Annotated in this window: 14 protein-coding genes and 1 pseudogene; 7 read left to right on the plus strand and 8 right to left on the minus strand. The window is 47.4% G+C overall.

The window, feature by feature from the left end:
* The 3 genes and pseudogenes from NC856_RS15600 to NC856_RS15610 form a co-directional block, all read left to right on the plus strand.
* On the plus strand, positions 1-405 hold a 405-nt coding region (locus tag NC856_RS15600), incomplete at its 5' end, for a tyrosine-type recombinase/integrase (protein ID WP_264091366.1).
* Positions 406-1,094: 689 nt separating this feature from the next.
* Positions 1,095-3,038, plus strand: a complete 1,944-nt coding sequence (locus tag NC856_RS15605) for an acyltransferase family protein (RefSeq protein WP_264091367.1) — start codon at positions 1,095-1,097, stop codon at positions 3,036-3,038.
* A gap of 418 nt (positions 3,039-3,456) precedes the next feature.
* A pseudogene (locus NC856_RS15610) lies at positions 3,457-3,591 on the plus strand (tyrosine-type recombinase/integrase); the annotation flags it as partial.
* 328 nt (positions 3,592-3,919) lie between these two features.
* Here the strand turns inward: NC856_RS15610 and NC856_RS15615 are convergent.
* Positions 3,920-4,273 carry a YebY family protein gene (locus NC856_RS15615; RefSeq protein ID WP_264091368.1) on the minus strand — a complete coding sequence of 118 codons (354 nt, stop codon included), beginning with the start codon at positions 4,271-4,273 and terminating at the stop codon, positions 3,920-3,922.
* 322 nt (positions 4,274-4,595) lie between these two features.
* Positions 4,596-5,108 (minus strand): non-heme ferritin, encoded by a 513-nt coding sequence (gene ftnA / locus NC856_RS15620; RefSeq protein WP_264091369.1) that lies wholly within the window; start codon positions 5,106-5,108, stop codon positions 4,596-4,598.
* Between the two features lie 410 nt (positions 5,109-5,518).
* On the opposite strand from ftnA, the gene NC856_RS15625 reads away from it, so the two are divergent.
* On the plus strand, positions 5,519-5,749 hold the full coding sequence (locus NC856_RS15625) for a DNA polymerase III subunit theta (RefSeq protein WP_264091370.1): 231 nt from the start codon (positions 5,519-5,521) through the stop codon (positions 5,747-5,749).
* 288 nt (positions 5,750-6,037) lie between these two features.
* Here the strand turns inward: NC856_RS15625 and NC856_RS15630 are convergent, their stop codons facing one another.
* Positions 6,038-8,080, minus strand: a complete 2,043-nt coding sequence (locus NC856_RS15630) for a S9 family peptidase (protein WP_264091371.1) — start codon at positions 8,078-8,080, stop codon at positions 6,038-6,040.
* 253 nt (positions 8,081-8,333) lie between these two features.
* Here NC856_RS15630 and purT point away from each other — a divergent pair, with 253 nt between their 5' ends.
* The gene (purT, locus tag NC856_RS15635; protein ID WP_264091372.1) at positions 8,334-9,512 is read left to right on the plus strand and encodes a formate-dependent phosphoribosylglycinamide formyltransferase; all 1,179 of its coding nucleotides are present in this window, start codon (positions 8,334-8,336) and stop codon (positions 9,510-9,512) included.
* Positions 9,513-9,573: 61 nt separating this feature from the next.
* Here the strand turns inward: purT and NC856_RS15640 are convergent, their stop codons facing one another.
* On the minus strand, positions 9,574-10,215 hold the full coding sequence (locus tag NC856_RS15640) for a bifunctional 4-hydroxy-2-oxoglutarate aldolase/2-dehydro-3-deoxy-phosphogluconate aldolase (RefSeq protein WP_264091373.1): 642 nt from the start codon (positions 10,213-10,215) through the stop codon (positions 9,574-9,576).
* Between the two features lie 112 nt (positions 10,216-10,327).
* Positions 10,328-11,803 carry a glucose-6-phosphate dehydrogenase gene (zwf, locus tag NC856_RS15645; RefSeq protein ID WP_264091375.1) on the minus strand — a complete coding sequence of 492 codons (1,476 nt, stop codon included), beginning with the start codon at positions 11,801-11,803 and terminating at the stop codon, positions 10,328-10,330.
* 363 nt (positions 11,804-12,166) lie between these two features.
* On the opposite strand from zwf, the gene NC856_RS15650 reads away from it, so the two are divergent.
* Together NC856_RS15650 and pyk are read left to right on the plus strand one after the other, a co-directional pair.
* A complete protein-coding gene (locus NC856_RS15650; RefSeq protein WP_264091376.1) occupies positions 12,167-13,036 on the plus strand; it encodes a MurR/RpiR family transcriptional regulator in 870 nt (289 codons plus the stop codon).
* Between the two features lie 225 nt (positions 13,037-13,261).
* Entirely contained in the window at positions 13,262-14,704 is a 1,443-nt protein-coding gene (pyk, locus tag NC856_RS15655; RefSeq protein ID WP_264091377.1) for a pyruvate kinase, read from the plus strand.
* A gap of 106 nt (positions 14,705-14,810) precedes the next feature.
* Here pyk and lpxM read toward each other — a convergent pair whose 3' ends face one another.
* From lpxM to znuA, 3 genes are all read right to left on the minus strand, one after another.
* Positions 14,811-15,779, minus strand: coding sequence for a lauroyl-Kdo(2)-lipid IV(A) myristoyltransferase (lpxM, locus tag NC856_RS15660; RefSeq protein WP_264091378.1), 969 nt, complete (start codon positions 15,777-15,779; stop codon positions 14,811-14,813).
* Between the two features lie 140 nt (positions 15,780-15,919).
* A complete protein-coding gene (mepM, locus tag NC856_RS15665) occupies positions 15,920-17,242 on the minus strand; it encodes a murein DD-endopeptidase MepM (RefSeq protein WP_264091379.1) in 1,323 nt (440 codons plus the stop codon).
* A 12-nt stretch (positions 17,243-17,254) separates the two neighbouring features.
* Positions 17,255-18,229 carry a zinc ABC transporter substrate-binding protein ZnuA gene (gene znuA / locus NC856_RS15670; protein ID WP_264091381.1) on the minus strand — a complete coding sequence of 325 codons (975 nt, stop codon included), beginning with the start codon at positions 18,227-18,229 and terminating at the stop codon, positions 17,255-17,257.
* Positions 18,230-18,254: the final 25 nt, after the last annotated feature.

An 18,254-nucleotide genomic window follows, 5' to 3' on the forward strand; every position in this document is an offset into this window, starting at 1 on the left:
TTGGCGATTGATCAGATCGCACAATTCGGACTGAGTTCCCTTCAGGTGATCTACTATTTTGCGAAGTTATTTAGTATGAACACATATGTAGATGAAGTCATACAGCATTGCCTTGAGAATAGTAAGAGTGGCTATCTAATTAGCTCAAGTAGCCGAAAATCGGGCAGAATACCAGGCGCACCTAATGCCGACTCGATCATTAAAGCATTCGTCAAAGCGCTCAAAGCAACGGATCTGGTTTACGAGAAATCAGCGCCGAGTTTTCATGAACTCCGCAGTCTCTCTTCACGGCTTTATAAGGCCGAATATGGGAAAGAGTTTGCTCAAAAATCACTCTGGCACAAGTCCATGAAAATGACAAATATCTATCTTGAGAGTCGTAAAAAAAAGTGGATAGAGATTTAGGCCAGATATCGAATTTAGGACATTTTCGGACATTAAAAATAAAATTATTAAAAATCAATTAATTAAAAAAGACAAGATACGATTCTTTTATGCGCCATGTAATAATTATCTTTTTGAATAATATAAATTATTTCTCACATGTAGTCTAAAAACCCATCAAAAACACCATCTTTCTCTATCCTTTGAAATCAAATACATGTTAGATTTTTTGTAAATCGACGGGAAAATGTCAGGCGCAATTTATGAGACAAATCGATTATCACGGAACGACAATCTGCATACTCGACGACAATGACATGCTGACACTATGCCTTGTCGGGTCGTATGCTGTCATTGAGGACTCGGGAGTTTTAAGTCGCTGTACACATCAGGGAAAGCGAAGCGCTGGCGATTCACACTGATCCGGTTACGGAGCTTGAAGACGCACTCGACATAATATTGAAATACATTTACTATACAGGAAGTAAGTTTTAGTTTGTTTTTTTGCAATTTATTTTCGTTAACTAGCAGCATGGAAAACAGATCAATTTTGATCATTTATTGCACTAGTTCTATGCATTTTTGCTATGTACTTTCGTCTGAATCATGCGCTTTTCATCGATAGAGAAATGTGGGGTACAGCAGACAAGATACATTATCCATAGTTACTATATACCAAGATAATAAATTTAGAAAGAAGAGTTCTGAAAATGACAATCAAAATAAAAGAGTTTAGAAACGACATCAATGGACTTAGAGCTTGGGCAGTTATATTTGTTGTGCTATATCATTTCAATATAACTGGATTTTCCGGAGGATTTATAGGCGTTGATGTTTTTTTTGTTATTTCTGGATTTTTAATGACTAAAATCATTGTATCTGGATTTGAAAAAGAATCATTTTCTTTTATTTTATTCTATCTATCTAGATTAATAAGAATATTACCAGCTTTATTTTCGTTATGTATATTCCTCCTAATCATTGGCTGGTTTTGGCTTCCTTCAATTGATTACAATAACCTTTCAACACATTCATTATCAGCAATTTTATTTTTATCGAATATAAAATTTTGGAGAGAGGCGGGTTATTTTGATGCGGAGTCACATGAAAAATGGCTGCTTCATACATGGTCTCTTTCCGTGGAGATGCAATTCTACATAATACTGCCAATAATGGTGTTGTTTTTATGGAAAATGGGTGGAAAGAAAGCAGCAATTCTTGGTCTTATATTTTTTTCTATAATTTCATTATTAGTATCATACTATGCATCACCAAAGTGGCCTACCGCTGCCTTCTTTTTATTCCCAGCGCGGGCATGGGAAATGCTTGCTGGCGGACTCACATGGTTTTTTTCCAGAAGGAAAAAACTAACATGGCATTTTGAACTAATTGGGTTCTCACTTATTTTCTATTCTGTTTTTTTCTTTGACACTTATTTAGATTGGCCCGGACTATCAGCTCTTGTGCCAGTATTAGGTTGTGTTTTAGTATTATTTTCAGACAGAAAAAATTCAATTTTAACTGGGAATTTTATAGCTCAAACTCTAGGAAACTGGTCTTACTCATTGTATTTATGGCACTGGCCTGTCGTCGTATTTTTATCATATGGTGGTTTTTTAAGCTCGCACATATATGTGCTACTTGGTATTATTACCTCTATAGTGTTGGGGGCCACGTCATATTTCTTAATTGAAGTCCCGACAAGGCGAGCATTATCTAATAAATCACTCGTTGTAAAAATAGCATATAGCCTATCATTTGTTATGATGGCATCATTATTATCAATAGTAGCAATATATCAAAAATATGAAGGAAGGATAAACAAAGATCTAGAACTAGTTGCTTCTAGCTCAAATGATAAAAATCCAAATGGGGAAAAATGTTTAGCCGCTTCCGGAATAAAAACTGATATATCAAACTGTATCCTTGGCAAAGGTGATTTAAAAGCCATCGTATTAGGAGACAGTCATGCTGATGCGATAGTTAATTCTGTAGTCGACTCATTTAATGGCAATGGAAGTGTTCTTGAACTGGCTTATGCAGGCTGTCCAACCCTTATTGGTGCCAAAAGAGATGGCCATGATTGCGAGGGGTTTAATAAATATGCTATTGAAATAATTAGCAAAATACAGCAAGATATTCCAGTTATCATAATCAACAGATCTTCAATGTACGCGCTTGGCACATTAAAAGGCGAAAATCCAGCGAGTTTGTACGGAAAGCCAGCAGTATATTTTTCCAAAAAATATGACTCGGTCACAAAAGAAAGCAGAGAAGAATATATTTCATCAATTATACATACCTCATGTGAAATATCAAAAAACAGAAAAGTATACTTAACCACTCCAGTTCCAGAAATGAATTTTGATATACCAAAAAAATTATCACATGATTTGATGTTTAATCGTGAAATAGTTGATATATTTATAGAAATAAGCGATTACCATGAGAGAAACAAAGATGTAATATATGCACAAAATATTGCGAGGAATAATTGTGGCGTAGAAATACTTGATGTGACAAAATATCTATGTGAAAATAACAAATGCTACGGAAATAAGGGGACTGACGTATTCTATTTCGACGATGACCATTTAAGTGAATTAGGAAACAGAAAATTATCCCCAATGTTCTCAGGTGCCTTATCTAGATAGATGTAAACTGCATGCGACGATGAAATCGGCGCATGCATACCATATTGCAGCATAAATTGATGAACTACGTTAAACGCATAGGTATTTTTTGATACGTCGGATAATTACACAGACGCACGGATACCATACTGCTTTGCAAGATAGTAAACATCAACAGCTAAGTCTAGAATTCAATCTGTTCGCCTCTGAATAATGAAGCTAATATAACTATTAGTAACCGCTATCTTTAAAATATTTACCGTAAGATATTTATACGACGAATTATTTTTGTCCAATAGTTCCCAGCCATCATTAGTTTTGACTGCTCTCGCGTATGTATATCGCCAAATTTGATTGTCTGAAAACAGTCTCGGTCTCCTTACCAAAAAATGTATCCGTCTTTTGGGGTCAGAATAACAGCGGCGAGAGGACGTCACACCTACGAAGTCTGGTCGGTCGGCGCTATGAGAAGGAACGAGGAAAGGAGTTTGCACAGAAGCTATTGGGCCACAAATCGGCCAAAATGACAGATAAGTATCTGGATACCAGAGGCAAAGAATACACCTATTTATAAAAAGACCGGATATAGAATTTAGGGCCGATTTCGGGCATTTTCGGGCATTTTCGGGCATTTTCGGGTCAGTTAAAATAAATCCGTTATAAATCAATCAATTAAAAAAAGACCGAATACGATTCCTGTATCCGGTCTAGGGAAATGGCTCTTGGGAGAGAGCCGTGCGCTAAAAGTTGGCATTTATACAAGCTGTACTAGCCTTGTCATTTAAGCATAGTAAACTCCCTCGCATTTTCCAGCTTCAACGCATCACAAATGGCACAGATTTCACACTTCACAATAACCATTCAGCATCAGTTAATTAACAACTAAATGAAAATTAATCACTTTAGGTTGGTTTATCCGGCTGGCAGAGTTGCTCTGCTCGTTCAATAAAAGGTTGCAGACTTTTCTTTTGACCGGGATTTTTAGGATCATCAAGCCAGATTTCATCTATCGGTTTAGCGTTTACCTGACCGCTCTTCATTTGCTCCGTCGCCGCGTCATTAAGCGGGTATTGCATCAGTGTCCCAGTGTGTAATGCATATAACGCATTGCCGGGTCGACATATCAACTGGACTTCTTCTCGCGTAAAGGCCCACTGCTCTCCATATTGCAGACGGCTGATGTTTGCCAGTTTTGCTGCGGCGAATGCATTCACAGACAGAGAAGCGAGCACAATAGATAGCAATAGTTTCTTCATCAGAGGTTCCTGAACAGGATTGTCCCGACGATTGTACAACATCATATTTACCAACCGTCCGGCTCGAAACAATACAAATTTCAGACCTTATAAAACATAAGGTTGCCTGTAAATCGATGAAACGATCATAGCGATAGTATCCCATGAAGTCGAGCGGCAAACCGTGCTGGCCCGCCAATAACAGAATGTGTGCGTACGGTGCGAAAACACCATGGGGCTTCGGAGATTCAGTATGCGAGGGATAAGGAAAAATCAGAGGCATAAACGAGGAAAGGAAGCAGCATGGGGCAAGAACCCCATGCTAGCTGAGATTGCTATAACGTCAGGTTGCTGAACCTGACACGCCAGCAGACATTTTCTTCAAATCCTGATCGATGAAGAACAGTCCACCTTCGTTAGTGTTAACCAGCGACAGCTTATCAAGAATGGATTTGAACAATTTTTCTTCTTCATGCTGCTCAGCAACGTACCATTGCAGGAAATTGAAGGTTGAATAATCTTGCAACGTCATCGCGGCATGCGCCAGTTCGTTGATTTTTCCGGTGATAAGTTGTTCATGCTCATAAGTCAGCTTGAAAACGTCAGACAATGATGTGAATTCTATCGGCGGCGCGGCGATGGCGCCCAGGATAGGCAGGCTGCCGGTGTCGTCCAGGTAGTCGAATAAACGCTGCATATGCTGCATCTCTTCCTGAGAATGGGCTTTCAAAAATGCGGAAGCCCCTTCAAAACCTTTATCGCCACACCAGGCACTCATTTGCAAATACAAGTTCGCAGAATAGAATTCCAGGTTAAGTTGCTCATTCAGTTTTTGAATCATTTCTTTTTTTAACATATACACCTCTTATTTCTCTGACCGGTAAATTAATTGAGGGCTATTATGCCTTGAAGTGCGAGAATAAAAAACATCTTATTAACTTAATTAACAATAAATAATTTTTAACTTTAAAATCAAAAAATTACCATTTACTGATTGATAATCATTTTTATTATCAATCAGAATCATTATCGATAAATCCAATAGTTTTAAAATGCTGTAAAATGATAACCAAATAAAACTTAGTCAATTAATCGACGTCAGTGATACGCATAAATAAAAAATCTATTTGTTGCATTCTCGATAAGGCAAATAACACAGCCAATATGACAGCAAGAGAGAAAGCGCCGCGCGAAAACTTGCGATTTCGTTGGTGCTGCTTTACCGTGACGCCAGCATATCGTCACGATTAATCAGGAGAACACGCGATGGGACATAACCTGGCTGAACTTTCTAAAGAAGAGATGGATAAGGTCAATGTTGATTTAGCGGCATCAGGGGTGGCTTTCAAGGAGCGCTATAACATGCCTGTCATTCCTGAATTGGTGGAAAAGGAGCAACCCGAACACCTGCGCGGTTATTTTCGTGAGCGCGTTGCCGTTTATCGTCAGCTTTCACTTCAGTTCTCACGCCTTCCCTATGAACCTAAAAGCAAATAGCGTTTTTGGTTCAGCCGCTGCGCAATAAAAACCGATTTCCTCCTTGCATATTACACAAAACAAGCGGTTAATGGTCGAGCAAACCAACCTTTTACAAGCGAGGTAATCTATGAGTAAAGGAATGGATAGCAAAAAGAACAGCAAGAAAAAACCCTTGAAAACCGCAGAGGAAAAGCGTGCGGATAAAAAGGCCAAGAAAGCTCAACCTCAGTCTGACATTAACTAACGTCACGATGCTGATCGGTAAACCCGCCTCCTCAGCGGGTTTACTCTGATGCATAATGGACGTTAACCGCCTGACTTATCCAATACCATCAGTAAAAACGCGTACTCCAGCGCAATATCTTCATAATGTTTAAAGCGCCCTGACTTGCCGCCATGCCCGGCGTCCATATCGGTATACATCAGCAACCACCGATTATCCGTCTTCATATCGCGTAACTTGGCTACCCATTTTGCCGGTTCCCAGTACTGGACCTGTGAGTCATGCAACCCGGTGGTCACCAGCATGTGGGGATAGTCCTGTTTCAGAATGCCATCATACGGGCTATATTGCCGGATATAGTCGTAATAGTCGCAGTCGTTTGGATCGCCCCACTCTTCATATTCCCCGGTGGTTAATGGGATGGACTCATCCAGCATGGTCGTCAGAACATCCACGAACGGCACCTGAGCCACCACACCTTTAAACAGACCCGGCGCCAGATTGACCACTGCGCCCATCAATAATCCACCGGCGCTACCGCCCATGGCGAACATACTTTGCCTGTCACCGTAACTTTGCTCGACTAACGCCTGAGAAACATCAATGAAGTCAGTAAATGAGTTCATTTTATTCAACAGTCGTCCATCGTCATACCACTGCTGCCCCAACTCGCCACCGCCACGAATATGCGTCAATGCAAAGACGAATCCGCGATCCAGCAAACTTAATCGGCTGACGCTAAAGTCCGGGTCCATGCTGCTGCCATAGGCGCCGTAACCATAGACCAATATCGGATTGCGCCCCGGCTTGAAGTGTTTACGGTGATAGACCAACGACACCGGAATGTCCACGCCATCTCGTGCCTTGATCCACAGACGCTCACTCTGGTAGTTATCCGGCGTAAAATTTTTTACTTCAGCCTGCTTCAACAACTGCTGCTGCCCGGTATCCATATTCAGTTCATACAGGGAGCTTGGCGTCGTCATTGATGCATAACCATAGCGCAGCAAGGCGGTTTCCGGGGACGGATTATAGGCGATCCAGGTGACATAACTGGCGTCATTGAACGTCGTGGTTTTCTCTTCCCGCGTTTGCCAGTGGATCTGTCGCAGGCTGGTCAAACCGCGTTCTCTTTCCTCAACGACCAGCCAGTCGCGGAAAAGCTCGAATCCCTCCAGTACGCGATGCTCACACGGCGCAATCAGGGTCTCCAGTTCGCTTTCGCCAGATTTTTGCGACCGATAAAGACCAAAGTTTTTCCCTTCCCGGTTGGAGCGCAGATAAAACGAGTTCTGATAATGATCTACCGCATATTCATGGTCTTTACGACGTGGAATGAAGACCTGCGGCAATGCCGTCGCATCCGCCGCGTCGATCAACAGAACTTCCGTCGTTGTTGTGCTGCTCAGGTAGAGGGTGATGTACCGCTCTGACGTGGTTTTTCCCAGGCTGACGTAATAGGTGTCATCCGTTTCTTCATACACCAGTTCATCATTCGCGGGATCGCAGCCTAACTGATGCCGATAAACCTGATACGGCAGCAAGGTCTGCGGGTGCTTGCGCACATAATAGATAGCAGTGGAATCGGCTGACCACTCGGCGCCGGCAGAAACCTTTGCAATCACATCCGGCAGCCATTTCCCCGTTGTCAGGTCACGAAAGCGAATATCATATTGCCGGCGGGACAGAAAATCCTCTGACAGCACCAGAATCTGGTTATTGGGGCTGACTTTCAATGCGCCCAGGCTGTAGAAATCATGATTCTCCGCTCGCTGATTACCATCCAGCAACGTTTCCCATGCAGTCGAGTCCTGTTCAGTCTGACGCCGATAAATCGGATATTCTTTGCCCGGCTCATAATGACTCTGGTAGCGATAACCATTGCGTACATAAGGCACAGACATATCTTCAGACGGTATCCGTTTAACCATTTCGTCATACAGTTCCTGTTGAAGATCGCGATAAGGCGCCATCACTTCGTTACAGTAACGGTTTTCCTGTTGCAGATAATCCAATACCTGCGGGTCGGCTCGCTGGTCATCACGCAGCCAATAGTAGTTATCGATACGCGTGTCGCCATACGCAGTCAGCGGATGGGGTCTTTTTTCTGCTTGCGGTGCGCTCATTACGTTTGATTCCCCCTCTCGTTATGGAATAAAAATCTTTTAACTTTATGCAGGGTTGCATGATTCTCCGGCGATGCCAAGCAAGGCCCCACCATTCTCTGACTTTTTGTCCAGCCGTCGCACGCTTATGGCGCGTGGTGCGTACGCAAACGTTTTCGTTTATACTGCGCGCATTTTTACGATGGGCGTCCTGCCCGTCACCTTACAGACCGTCGCAAGCGGCAATTTTTTACAACCCGATCAGGTAGACGTTATGTTAACAATTGGAACGGCCCTGCGTACCGACGCCACACGCGTGATGTTGCTCGGTTCCGGTGAACTAGGCAAAGAAGTGGCGATTGAGTGTCAACGCCTGGGGATTGAAGTTATCGCAGTTGATCGCTATGCCGATGCGCCAGCGATGCAAGTCGCACATCGCAGCCACGTCATTAACATGCTGGATGGCGAAGCGTTAAAAGCACTGGTTGAAGCGGAGCGTCCAGATTACATCGTCCCTGAGATTGAAGCCATCGCCACCGATATGCTGGTGAAACTGGAAGAGCAAGGCCACCAGGTGGTGCCGTGCGCGCAAGCCACCCTTCTGACGATGAATCGCGAAGGTATTCGTCGTCTGGCGGCGGAACAATTGGGCGTGCCGACCTCCACCTACCGTTTTGCGGACAGTGAAACCAGTTTCCGGCAGGCGGTGACGGATATCGGCTATCCTTGCATTGTTAAGCCGGTGATGAGTTCATCCGGCAAAGGTCAAAGCCTGATCCGCGAACCACAACAGTTGGAAAAAGCCTGGCAGTACGCGCAACAAGGCGGTCGCGCCGGCGGCGGACGGGTTATCGTTGAAGGTCTGGTCAGGTTCGATTTCGAGATCACGCTGCTGACCATTCACGCTGTTGACGGGATTCATTTCTGTGAGCCGATTGGCCATCGTCAGGAAGACGGCGATTATCGTGAGTCCTGGCAGCCGCAACAAATGAGCGCGCTGGCGCAGCAACGTGCGCAGGCGATCGCCTCTCAGGTGGTTAAAGCGCTGGGCGGTTATGGTCTGTTCGGCGTTGAACTGTTCGTTTGTGGCGACGAAGTGATCTTCAGCGAAGTCTCCCCTCGCCCGCACGATACCGGCATGGTCACGATGATTTCTCAGGATCTGTCGGAATTCGCTTTACATGTACGTGCGTTTCTCGGCTTGCCGATCGGCGCGATCCGTCAATACGGTGCAGCGGCGTCTGCCGTGATCCTGCCGCAACTGGATAGCCGCAATGTTCGTTATCAGGGCCTGGAAAGCGCCCTGCTGCCGCACACCCAGATCCGGCTGTTCGGCAAGCCCGACATCAGCGGACAGCGTCGCATGGGCGTGGCGCTGGCAACGGCGGAAACTACGGACGATGCGGTGGAATTAGCGAAAAAAGCGGCAGTGGCGATCAAGGTCAGCGGCTAAAAGTACGATAAAAAAAGCCACCCGATTTTTTGGGTGGCTTATGCAAACCGGCAGGATCGAATTACGCTTTCGCGCCTGCAACCGCTTCACGCGCCAGTTCGGTGATCCGCGCGTAGTCACCGCTTTCCAACGCATCGTTCGGCACCAGCCAGGAGCCGCCTACGCACAGTACGCTTTTCAGCGCCAGATAATCGCGGTAGTTATTCGGTGTAATTCCGCCCGTCGGACAGAAACGGATATGCGCGAACGGGCCGGCGATGGCCTGTAACGCTTTCACGCCGCCATTGGCTTCCGCCGGGAAAAACTTGAACTCCCGCAAACCGTAATCCATACCCAGCATCAATTCAGAAACCGTACTGATACCGGGGATCAACGGAATGGCGCCGGCGGTGGCCGCTTTCAACAACGGTTCGGTCAACCCAGGGCTGATGGCGAATTGGGCGCCGGCTTCGACGACAGCTGCCAGTTGCTGAGGATTGGTGACCGTTCCTGCGCCAACGATAGCGTCAGGCACTTCTTGCGCGATAACGCGAATTGCTTCTATCGCACAGTCGGTACGCAATGTCAGTTCCAGAACGCGAACGCCACCCGCGACCAACGCTTTTGCCATCGGTACGGCGTGCTCCAGTTTATTGACCACAATAACAGGCACCACAGGCCCCGCGGTCAAAATCTGTTCCGCGCTGGTTTTCCAGTTTTTCATCAAAAGTTATCTCCACTCATGCCCACAGGCACCATTTAATTAGACAGCGCGCCCCTGCCACAGGGATCTGCATCGCATACAGATGTCCGACCGCGTTGTTTACGCTTTATTATTATTCAAACTCGTTCCAGGAACGCCCATCACGGGTGATCATCGCAACGGAAGCCACCGGCCCCCAGCTTCCCGCCTGATAAGGCTTCGGCGCGTCATTATCCATCGACCAGGCATCCATGATGGAATCCACCCATTTCCAGGCTTCTTCCACTTCATCACGGCGCACAAACAGCGCCTGAATACCCCGCATGGTTTCCAGCAACAGACGCTCATAAGCATCCGCCAGATGCTGTTGATTAAACGTTTCCGAGAAGCTCAAATCCAATTTGACCGTTTGCAGACGATGCTTGTGCTCCAGCCCTGGAATTTTGTTCAGGATCTGGATTTCCACGCCTTCATCCGGCTGCAAGCGAATAATCAGCTTGTTCTGCGGCAATTGCTGGTAAGAATCATGGAATAGATTGAGCGCCGGATTTTTGAAATACACCACGACTTCGGAACATTTCGTCGGCAACCGTTTACCGGTACGCAGGTAGAACGGCACGCCAGACCAGCGCCAGTCATCAATATCCACGCGGATCGCCACAAAGGTTTCGGTGCTGCTGGTTCTGTTCGCGCCGTCTTCTTCCAGATAGCCCGGCACTTTGTTTCCCTGAACGAAGCCAGCGGTGTATTGTCCGCGCACGGTCGTTTCATGCACGTTGCTGCGATCGATACGACGCAGCGAACGCAATACTTTCACTTTCTCATCACGGATGCGGTCGGTGGTCAAATCAGACGGCGGCGACATGGCAATCATGGTCAGGATCTGCAACAGATGGTTCTGGATCATGTCGCGCATCTGTCCTGCCTGGTCAAAATAGCCCCAGCGCCCCTCAATGCCCACTTCTTCCGCGACGGTGATCTGCACATGATCGATGGTGCGGTTATCCCAGTTTGCGGAAAACAGCGAGTTGGCAAAACGCAATGCCAACAAGTTCAATACCGTTTCCTTGCCTAAATAATGGTCGATGCGATAGACCTGACACTCATCGAAAAACTCGGCAACCTGATCGTTAATCACGCATGAAGACGCCAGATCTTTGCCCAACGGTTTTTCCATCACCACGCGCGCCGGTTCCTTGTTTAACCCGGCAGCGCCCAGACCGCGGCAAATCGCGCCAAAAGTGCTGGGCGGCATGGCGAAATAATTGATGGTGGTGCGATTTTTCTGGTCAAGCATCTTGCCCAGTTTGCTAAAGTTTTTCGTATCTTCAACATCAAGGTTACAGAACGCCAACCGGTTACTCAGCGTATCCCACAGCGCTTCGTCGATGGGTTCTTTCATGAACGTTTCCAGCGCTTCACGCACCACGCCGGTATACGCTTTCTTATCCCACTCGGCTCTGCCGACGCCAATAATCCGGGTTTCCGGGTGGATATGGCCCGCTTTTTCCAACTGATACAGGGAAGGCAGCAATTTGCGGCGCGCCAAATCGCCTTTCGCGCCGAAAATAACCAGGTCGCATGCCTGGGCTGTAGACGTAACCGCCATGATCATCTCCTCGTTGCAGGATGCTGTAATTTTATTACAGCGATAATGTACTCTTTTTGACTATAACCAGTAAACCGTAACAACGGCTCAAAATCCGATGCGGGCGCGCGGCGGCTCATTAAAAACTGACTGATGATCCTTGCCGCCATGCTGATTGCCGATGCCCCAAACAGAAATTTTTTATCGTTTCTGACAGCGGATTACTTTTCTGAAAGTTAGACACAAGTCATGTTCTGGCAAAAAAAGCGTCCAACTTCCCCCTTTTTTCTCTGCCAACCGTTGCAGGGTCGTAGTATATTTTCACCAAGTCCGCATCAGTTGCGCCTTTAGTTGAAATCGGAAAATTTATATGGCCATTGTTATATGAATATGCTGGAAAAAATTCAGAGTCATTTGGAACTCTTGAGCAAGTCTGAAAGAAAGGTTGCTGAAGTTATCCTGAACGCTCCGCAAACAGCAATTCACTCAAGTATCGCTACGCTGGCTAAGATGGCTAATGTCAGCGAGCCCACCGTCAATCGCTTCTGTCGTCGTCTTGAAACCAAAGGCTTTCCTGATTTTAAACTACATCTGGCTCAAAGTCTGGCGAACGGCACACCTTATGTGAACCGTAACGTCGAAGAAGATGATAGTGTAGAGGCTTATACCAGCAAAATCTTTGAATCGACCATGGCTGGGCTGGAGCATGTACAATCCTGTCTGGATATTGCCGCCGTCAACCGGGCGGTGGATCTGCTCACCCAGGCGAAAAAGATTTCTTTTTTTGGCTTCGGCGCGTCCGCCGCCGTCGCTCATGATGCAATGAACAAGTTCTTTCGTTTCAATATTCCCGTGGTTTATTTTGACGATATCGTCATGCAGCGCATGAGTTGCATGAACTCCAGCGACGGCGATGTCGTGGTGCTGATTTCGCATACCGGGCGCACAAAAAGCCTGGTGGAAATGGCGCGGTTGGCAAGAGAGAACGACGCCATCGTTATCGCGATCACTTCGGTCGGCACGCCGTTGGCCCGCGAAGCATCATTGACGCTACGGGTTGATGTGCCAGAGGATACCGATGTCTACATGCCGATGGTTTCGCGTATTGCGCAACTCACGCTCATTGATGTACTGGCTACCGGCTTTACGCTACGGCGCGGAACAAAATTCCGCGATAACTTGAAGCGAGTCAAGGAAGCATTACGCGAATCGCGGTTTGATAAAGAGGAAGGATTAGGCAACCTTTTCCGATAATTTATTAATACTTAGGCTATTTTATTTTTGCACTATTCTAGTGATAGAACTAAAACAGATAATAACAACCCAGACTCAACTCGGCACTCGGGTAACGGATATCTCATCGGCGCAACGATGATTCAAGACGCTATGGATGAAATAGTTTTGTTGTAAAGTTACATTTTACCGCGTTACCTGACATTAATCGCAACACTACCGCTTCACAAGTCAACGGAGTTATACATGTCCAGACGGCTCAGAAGAACCAAAATTGTTACCACCCTGGGGCCAGCTACTGACCGTGACAATAATCTTGAAAAGATTATTAACGCGGGCGCTAATGTAGTACGCATGAATTTTTCGCACGGCACGCCGGAAGACCATCAATTACGTGCCAACAAAGTTCGTGAAATTGCGGCCAGACTAGGCCGTCATGTCGCCATTCTTGGCGATTTGCAGGGACCGAAAATTCGGGTGTCCACCTTTAAGGAAGGCAAAATTTTCCTGAATGTGGGCGACAAATTTCTGTTGGATGCCAACTTATCCAAAGGCGAAGGCGATAAAGAGAAAGTCGGTATCGACTATAAAGGTCTGCCGGCCGACGTGGTTCCGGGCGACATCCTGTTATTGGATGATGGTCGCGTACAATTGAAAGTCCTTCAGGTTGAAGGCATGAAAGTCTATACCGAAGTCACTGTCGGCGGTCCGCTGTCAAATAACAAAGGGATCAACAAGTTGGGCGGCGGCCTGTCCGCCGAAGCCTTAACCGAAAAAGATAAGGCTGACATTATCACCGCGGCAAAAATCGGCGTGGATTATCTGGCCGTCTCCTTCCCACGCACTGGTGAAGATCTGAACTATGCCCGTCGTCTGGCGCGTGACGCAGGCTGCCATGCCAAAATCGTGTCCAAAGTCGAGCGTGCGGAAGCGGTCTGTTCCGATGAAGCCATGGATGACATTATTCTGGCTTCTGATGTCGTGATGGTGGCGCGTGGAGATTTGGGCGTCGAGATCGGCGATCCCGAACTGGTGGGTATTCAGAAGAAGTTGATCCGCCGTGCGCGTCAGTTAAACCGTGCGGTCATCACCGCTACGCAGATGATGGAGTCCATGATCACCAACCCAATGCCCACCCGCGCCGAAGTCATGGATGTTGCCAACGCCGTGCTGGATGGCACCGATGCGGTGATGCTTTCCGCCGAAACCGCGGCGGGACAATATCCGGCGGAAACCGTCTCAGCGATGGCGCAAGTATGTATTGGCGCGGAGAAAATACCCAGCATCAATGTTTCCAAGCATCGTCTCGACGTGCAGTTTGATAACACGGAAGAGTCAATCGCCATGTCTTCCATGTATGCCGCTAACCATCTGAAAGGGGTAACAGCGCTGATAGCCATGACCGAATCAGGCCGCACCGCGCTGATGATGTCTCGCATCAGTTCCGGCCTGCCGATTTTTGCCATGTCGCGCCATGAGCATACGCTGAACCTGACAGCGCTGTATCGCGGCGTGACGCCAGTCCATTTCGACAGCTACACCGACGGCGTCGCCGCAGCCAACGATGCGGTTATCCTGCTGCGCGATAAAGGTTACCTGATGTCCGGGGATCTGGTTATTGTGACGCAAGGCGATGTGATGGGGACGATCGGTACGACCAACACCATCCGTATTCTGCGCGTGGAATAATCGCACATCGCTGCGCCGGGGCGTTGATCATCAAAGCCGGATGATAACCCTTATCATCCGGCTTTTTAATTATCAGCAAAACGCATCGTCGGTGGTGGAAACGCAATTACTTATAAAGATCATCACGGCAATAGGGTTCAATTTCACCCGGTTTGCGGGTTTTTAGCAGTTTCAGTATCCACGTATATTGTTCTGGATTCGGTCTGACCAGAATTTCCACTTCTTCATTCATGCGACGGGCAATACGCTCATCATCAGCATCCGCCAAATCATCCATCGGCGGGCGAATAAAGACATCAAGACAGCACGTTTTGGCGTTATACACCGGAAACAGCGGGACGATATCGGCCCGGCAAACTTTCATCAAACGCCCCAGCGCGGGCAGCGTCGCCTTGTAAGTGGCGAAGAAATCAACAAACTCGCTGTGTTCCGGGCCATGATCCTGATCCGGTAGATAATATCCCCAGCATCCGTTACGTACTGAACTGATAAATGGTTTGATGCCATCATTACGCGCATGAATCCGCCCACCAAAACGGCGGCGCAGACGATTCCACCAGTAATCCACCAGAGCATTTTTTTGATTGTGGAACATCGCGGCCATAGGCTGGCCACGCGACGACATCAACATTGCCGGAATATCCACACCCCAGCCATGCGGCACCAGAAAGATCACATTCCGTTGCTGCTGTTTCAATTTATTCACTATTTCTTCGCCATGCCAGCGCACATATTTTTCCACATTTCTGGGATTACGAATCCCCACTTCCACCATCATGATCATCGATTGAGGGGCTGTTGCGAACATATCATCGATAATGGTTTCACGTTGTGCCTCGGTCAATTCAGGCATGCAGTACAACAGATTAATGCGGGCCCGGCGGCGGGCGCCTTTCGACAAGCGGCCAACAAAACGCCCCATTCCGCCCAGAATCGGATTTCTTAATCGCGCAGGAACATAAGCGGCTGCCGCCATTAAGCCAACGCCCAGCCAAACGCCCCAATAACGCGGATGATAAAAGGCTCGTTGAAACTGAGGGATAAACTCAGCACCCATTTTCTTCTCGTTTTCCATGCATAAACTCTTTATACAAATCAAAGGTAATGACAATTGCCAATGGCTGTGGCGCTATCATAAAAGCACAACCAAAAATCAGGAACCTATAAATGAAAACGCCGGCAGCAAGCTACCGGCAGAAAAAACATCGCCTGGGGTTAATCAAACGCTAGCTGTGGGATCACTTCATTTACCTTAGCCAGGTAATCGCGGCGCTCTTTACCCGTCAGCCCTTCGGAACGCGGCAACTTGGCCGTTAGCGGATTGACTGCCTGCTGGTTGATCCAGAATTCATAATGCAGGTGTGGTCCGGTGGAACGACCGGTATTGCCTGATAAACCGATGCGATCGCCACGTTTCACTTTCTGCCCTGGTTTCACCAGAATGCGGTTCAGGTGCATAAAGCGTGTGGTGTACTGCCGCCCGTGACGAATGACCACATAATTACCCGCCGCGCCGCTGCGCTTGGCAATCAGCACTTCGCCATCGCCAACCGCCAACACCGGCGTGCCTATCGGCATCGCGAAATCGACACCTTTGTGCGGCGCGACACGACCGGTCACCGGATTAATACGACGAGGGCTGAAATTGGAAGAAATGCGGAACTGTTTCATGGTGGGGAAACGCATAAAACCACGCGTTAAACCAGAGCCTTCGCGATCGTAGAATTTGCCGTCTTCCGCACGAATCGCATAATAATCTTTTCCGCCAGTATTCAGACGCACACCCAATAGTTCGCTTTGCTCGCTCTTACCGTCCAGTATTTCCCGGGACAGTAGCACGGAGAAGGTGTCATCTTTGCGTAACTTACGAAAATCCAGTTGCCATTGTAGCGCTTTGATCACAGCGCTGACTTCACTATTGCTCAGCCCCGCGTTTCTGGCGCTGTTGACGAAACTACCATTCAACCGACCATTGAGAACGGCGTTACGCCACTCTCCTTTCAGCATCTCGATTCTTTCTTTGAAATCAGCGCCGACACGCTCATAGATACGGGTTTCACGGCGGGACATTTGCCAGGTCAAACTCTGCAATTCGCCCTTTTCACCCAGTTCCCAGGAGATTTGCTGCCCAATTTTCAGATTACGCAGATCTTTATTTTGCTCTGCAAGCTGCGTGATATCGGCAATATCAATGCCATACTGGGTAAGAATACTGCTCAGCGTATCGCCCGTTGACACGACATATTCATGGATGTTGCTTTCATCAGTGACTTTGTCATCCAGTTCGTCCTGCGGAATTTCGTCATCCGGCGCAGGCTGATCGATCGGTTCGCTGGCTTCCGGGGTAAGCGTCCGCAATTGGTTGGCTTCCAATGCGATATCTTTCACCACCACCGGGGCATCATTGACAGGGGGATAAACAAAAGGCCGCCAAACAGCAACGGCCAATGTCACAACGGTAAGCGACCCCAACATGACGCGATGGGGCCGAGGTAAGCTGTTATACGCCAGAGCGATAGTTCGGACTATCTGCTGCACTTATTCGTATCCTCATGATTTTTCCTCCAGACAGCCGCGGTACTGGTTTGATAACTGCAACAGGAAATTCGCATAGCTATCTTTACCCAGTGCGATATTGCTTCCCAATGGATCCAGCACGCCCGAGCGCACGTCAGTTCCCTTGGCGACAGCATTAATAACGGCTGGCCTGAATTGTGGTTCAGCAAAAACACATACGGCTTTATGCTCAACCAACTGTGTTCGAATATGATGTAAGCGCTGTGCGCCAGGTTGAATCGCGGGATTAATTGTAAAATGCCCCAACGGGCTTAAACCGTAGTGTTTCTCAAAATACCCATAGGCATCATGAAACACGAAATATCCCTTGCCCTGCACAGGCGCTAGCATCTTAGCAACTTTTTCATCTGTCTGCGCGATTTTATCCGTGAAATAAAGCAGATTCGCGTCTAGTTTGTCTTTATTTTGCGGCATAAGTTCCAATAATTTTGCATGAATGGCCATTGCCGCCTGTTTTGACATCTCTGGCGAGAGCCAAATGTGCATATTGTACTCGCCATGATGGTGTCCATCGTCCTCTGTTTCATGCTCGGACTGCCCGCTTGCGTGGTCAGCGTCGTGGTCATGTTGCTGGGCCGATTCTTTGATCATGTCGGCCTTGATGCCAGACACGTTCGCCAGCGTAATCTGTTTGCCAGCCGCGATCTGTGATAGCGGTTTCCCTAAAAATGTTTCCAATTCAGGGCCGACCCAAATAACCAGTTCGGCGGATCGTAATCGCTGGACATCGGACGGGCGCAAGGCATAATCGTGGGGCGATGCGCCATCAGGCAGCAATACCTCGGCTGGTGTTATGCCTTCCGTTATTGCCGAAGCAATAAATCCCAACGGACGGATTGAGGTCACCACAGCGGCGGAAGCGACGGTGATCGACGCTCCCGTTGTGATCAGGGCGCTGGCGACAAACACACTTTTTAACCATTTTTTTTGCTGAATACGCTTTTGCATCGAAGGCTATCTCATCGACATTTAA

The sequence above is a fragment of the Brenneria izbisi genome (genome assembly GCF_025840185.1).
Classification (GTDB): Bacteria; Pseudomonadota; Gammaproteobacteria; order Enterobacterales; family Enterobacteriaceae; genus Brenneria; species Brenneria izbisi.

Coding starts and splice junctions, on each gene's coding strand:
- NC856_RS15605 (WP_264091367.1), top strand. CDS start 1,095: ATGACAATCAAAATAAAAGAGTTTAGAAACGACATCAATGGACTTAGA.
- NC856_RS15615 (WP_264091368.1), bottom strand. CDS start 4,273: ATGAAGAAACTATTGCTATCTATTGTGCTCGCTTCTCTGTCTGTGAAT.
- ftnA (WP_264091369.1), bottom strand. CDS start 5,108: ATGTTAAAAAAAGAAATGATTCAAAAACTGAATGAGCAACTTAACCTG.
- NC856_RS15625 (WP_264091370.1), top strand. CDS start 5,519: ATGGGACATAACCTGGCTGAACTTTCTAAAGAAGAGATGGATAAGGTC.
- NC856_RS15630 (WP_264091371.1), bottom strand. CDS start 8,080: ATGAGCGCACCGCAAGCAGAAAAAAGACCCCATCCGCTGACTGCGTAT.
- purT (WP_264091372.1), top strand. CDS start 8,334: ATGTTAACAATTGGAACGGCCCTGCGTACCGACGCCACACGCGTGATG.
- NC856_RS15640 (WP_264091373.1), bottom strand. CDS start 10,215: ATGAAAAACTGGAAAACCAGCGCGGAACAGATTTTGACCGCGGGGCCT.
- zwf (WP_264091375.1), bottom strand. CDS start 11,803: ATGGCGGTTACGTCTACAGCCCAGGCATGCGACCTGGTTATTTTCGGC.
- NC856_RS15650 (WP_264091376.1), top strand. CDS start 12,167: ATGAATATGCTGGAAAAAATTCAGAGTCATTTGGAACTCTTGAGCAAG.
- pyk (WP_264091377.1), top strand. CDS start 13,262: ATGTCCAGACGGCTCAGAAGAACCAAAATTGTTACCACCCTGGGGCCA.
- lpxM (WP_264091378.1), bottom strand. CDS start 15,779: ATGGAAAACGAGAAGAAAATGGGTGCTGAGTTTATCCCTCAGTTTCAA.
- znuA (WP_264091381.1), bottom strand. CDS start 18,229: ATGCAAAAGCGTATTCAGCAAAAAAAATGGTTAAAAAGTGTGTTTGTC.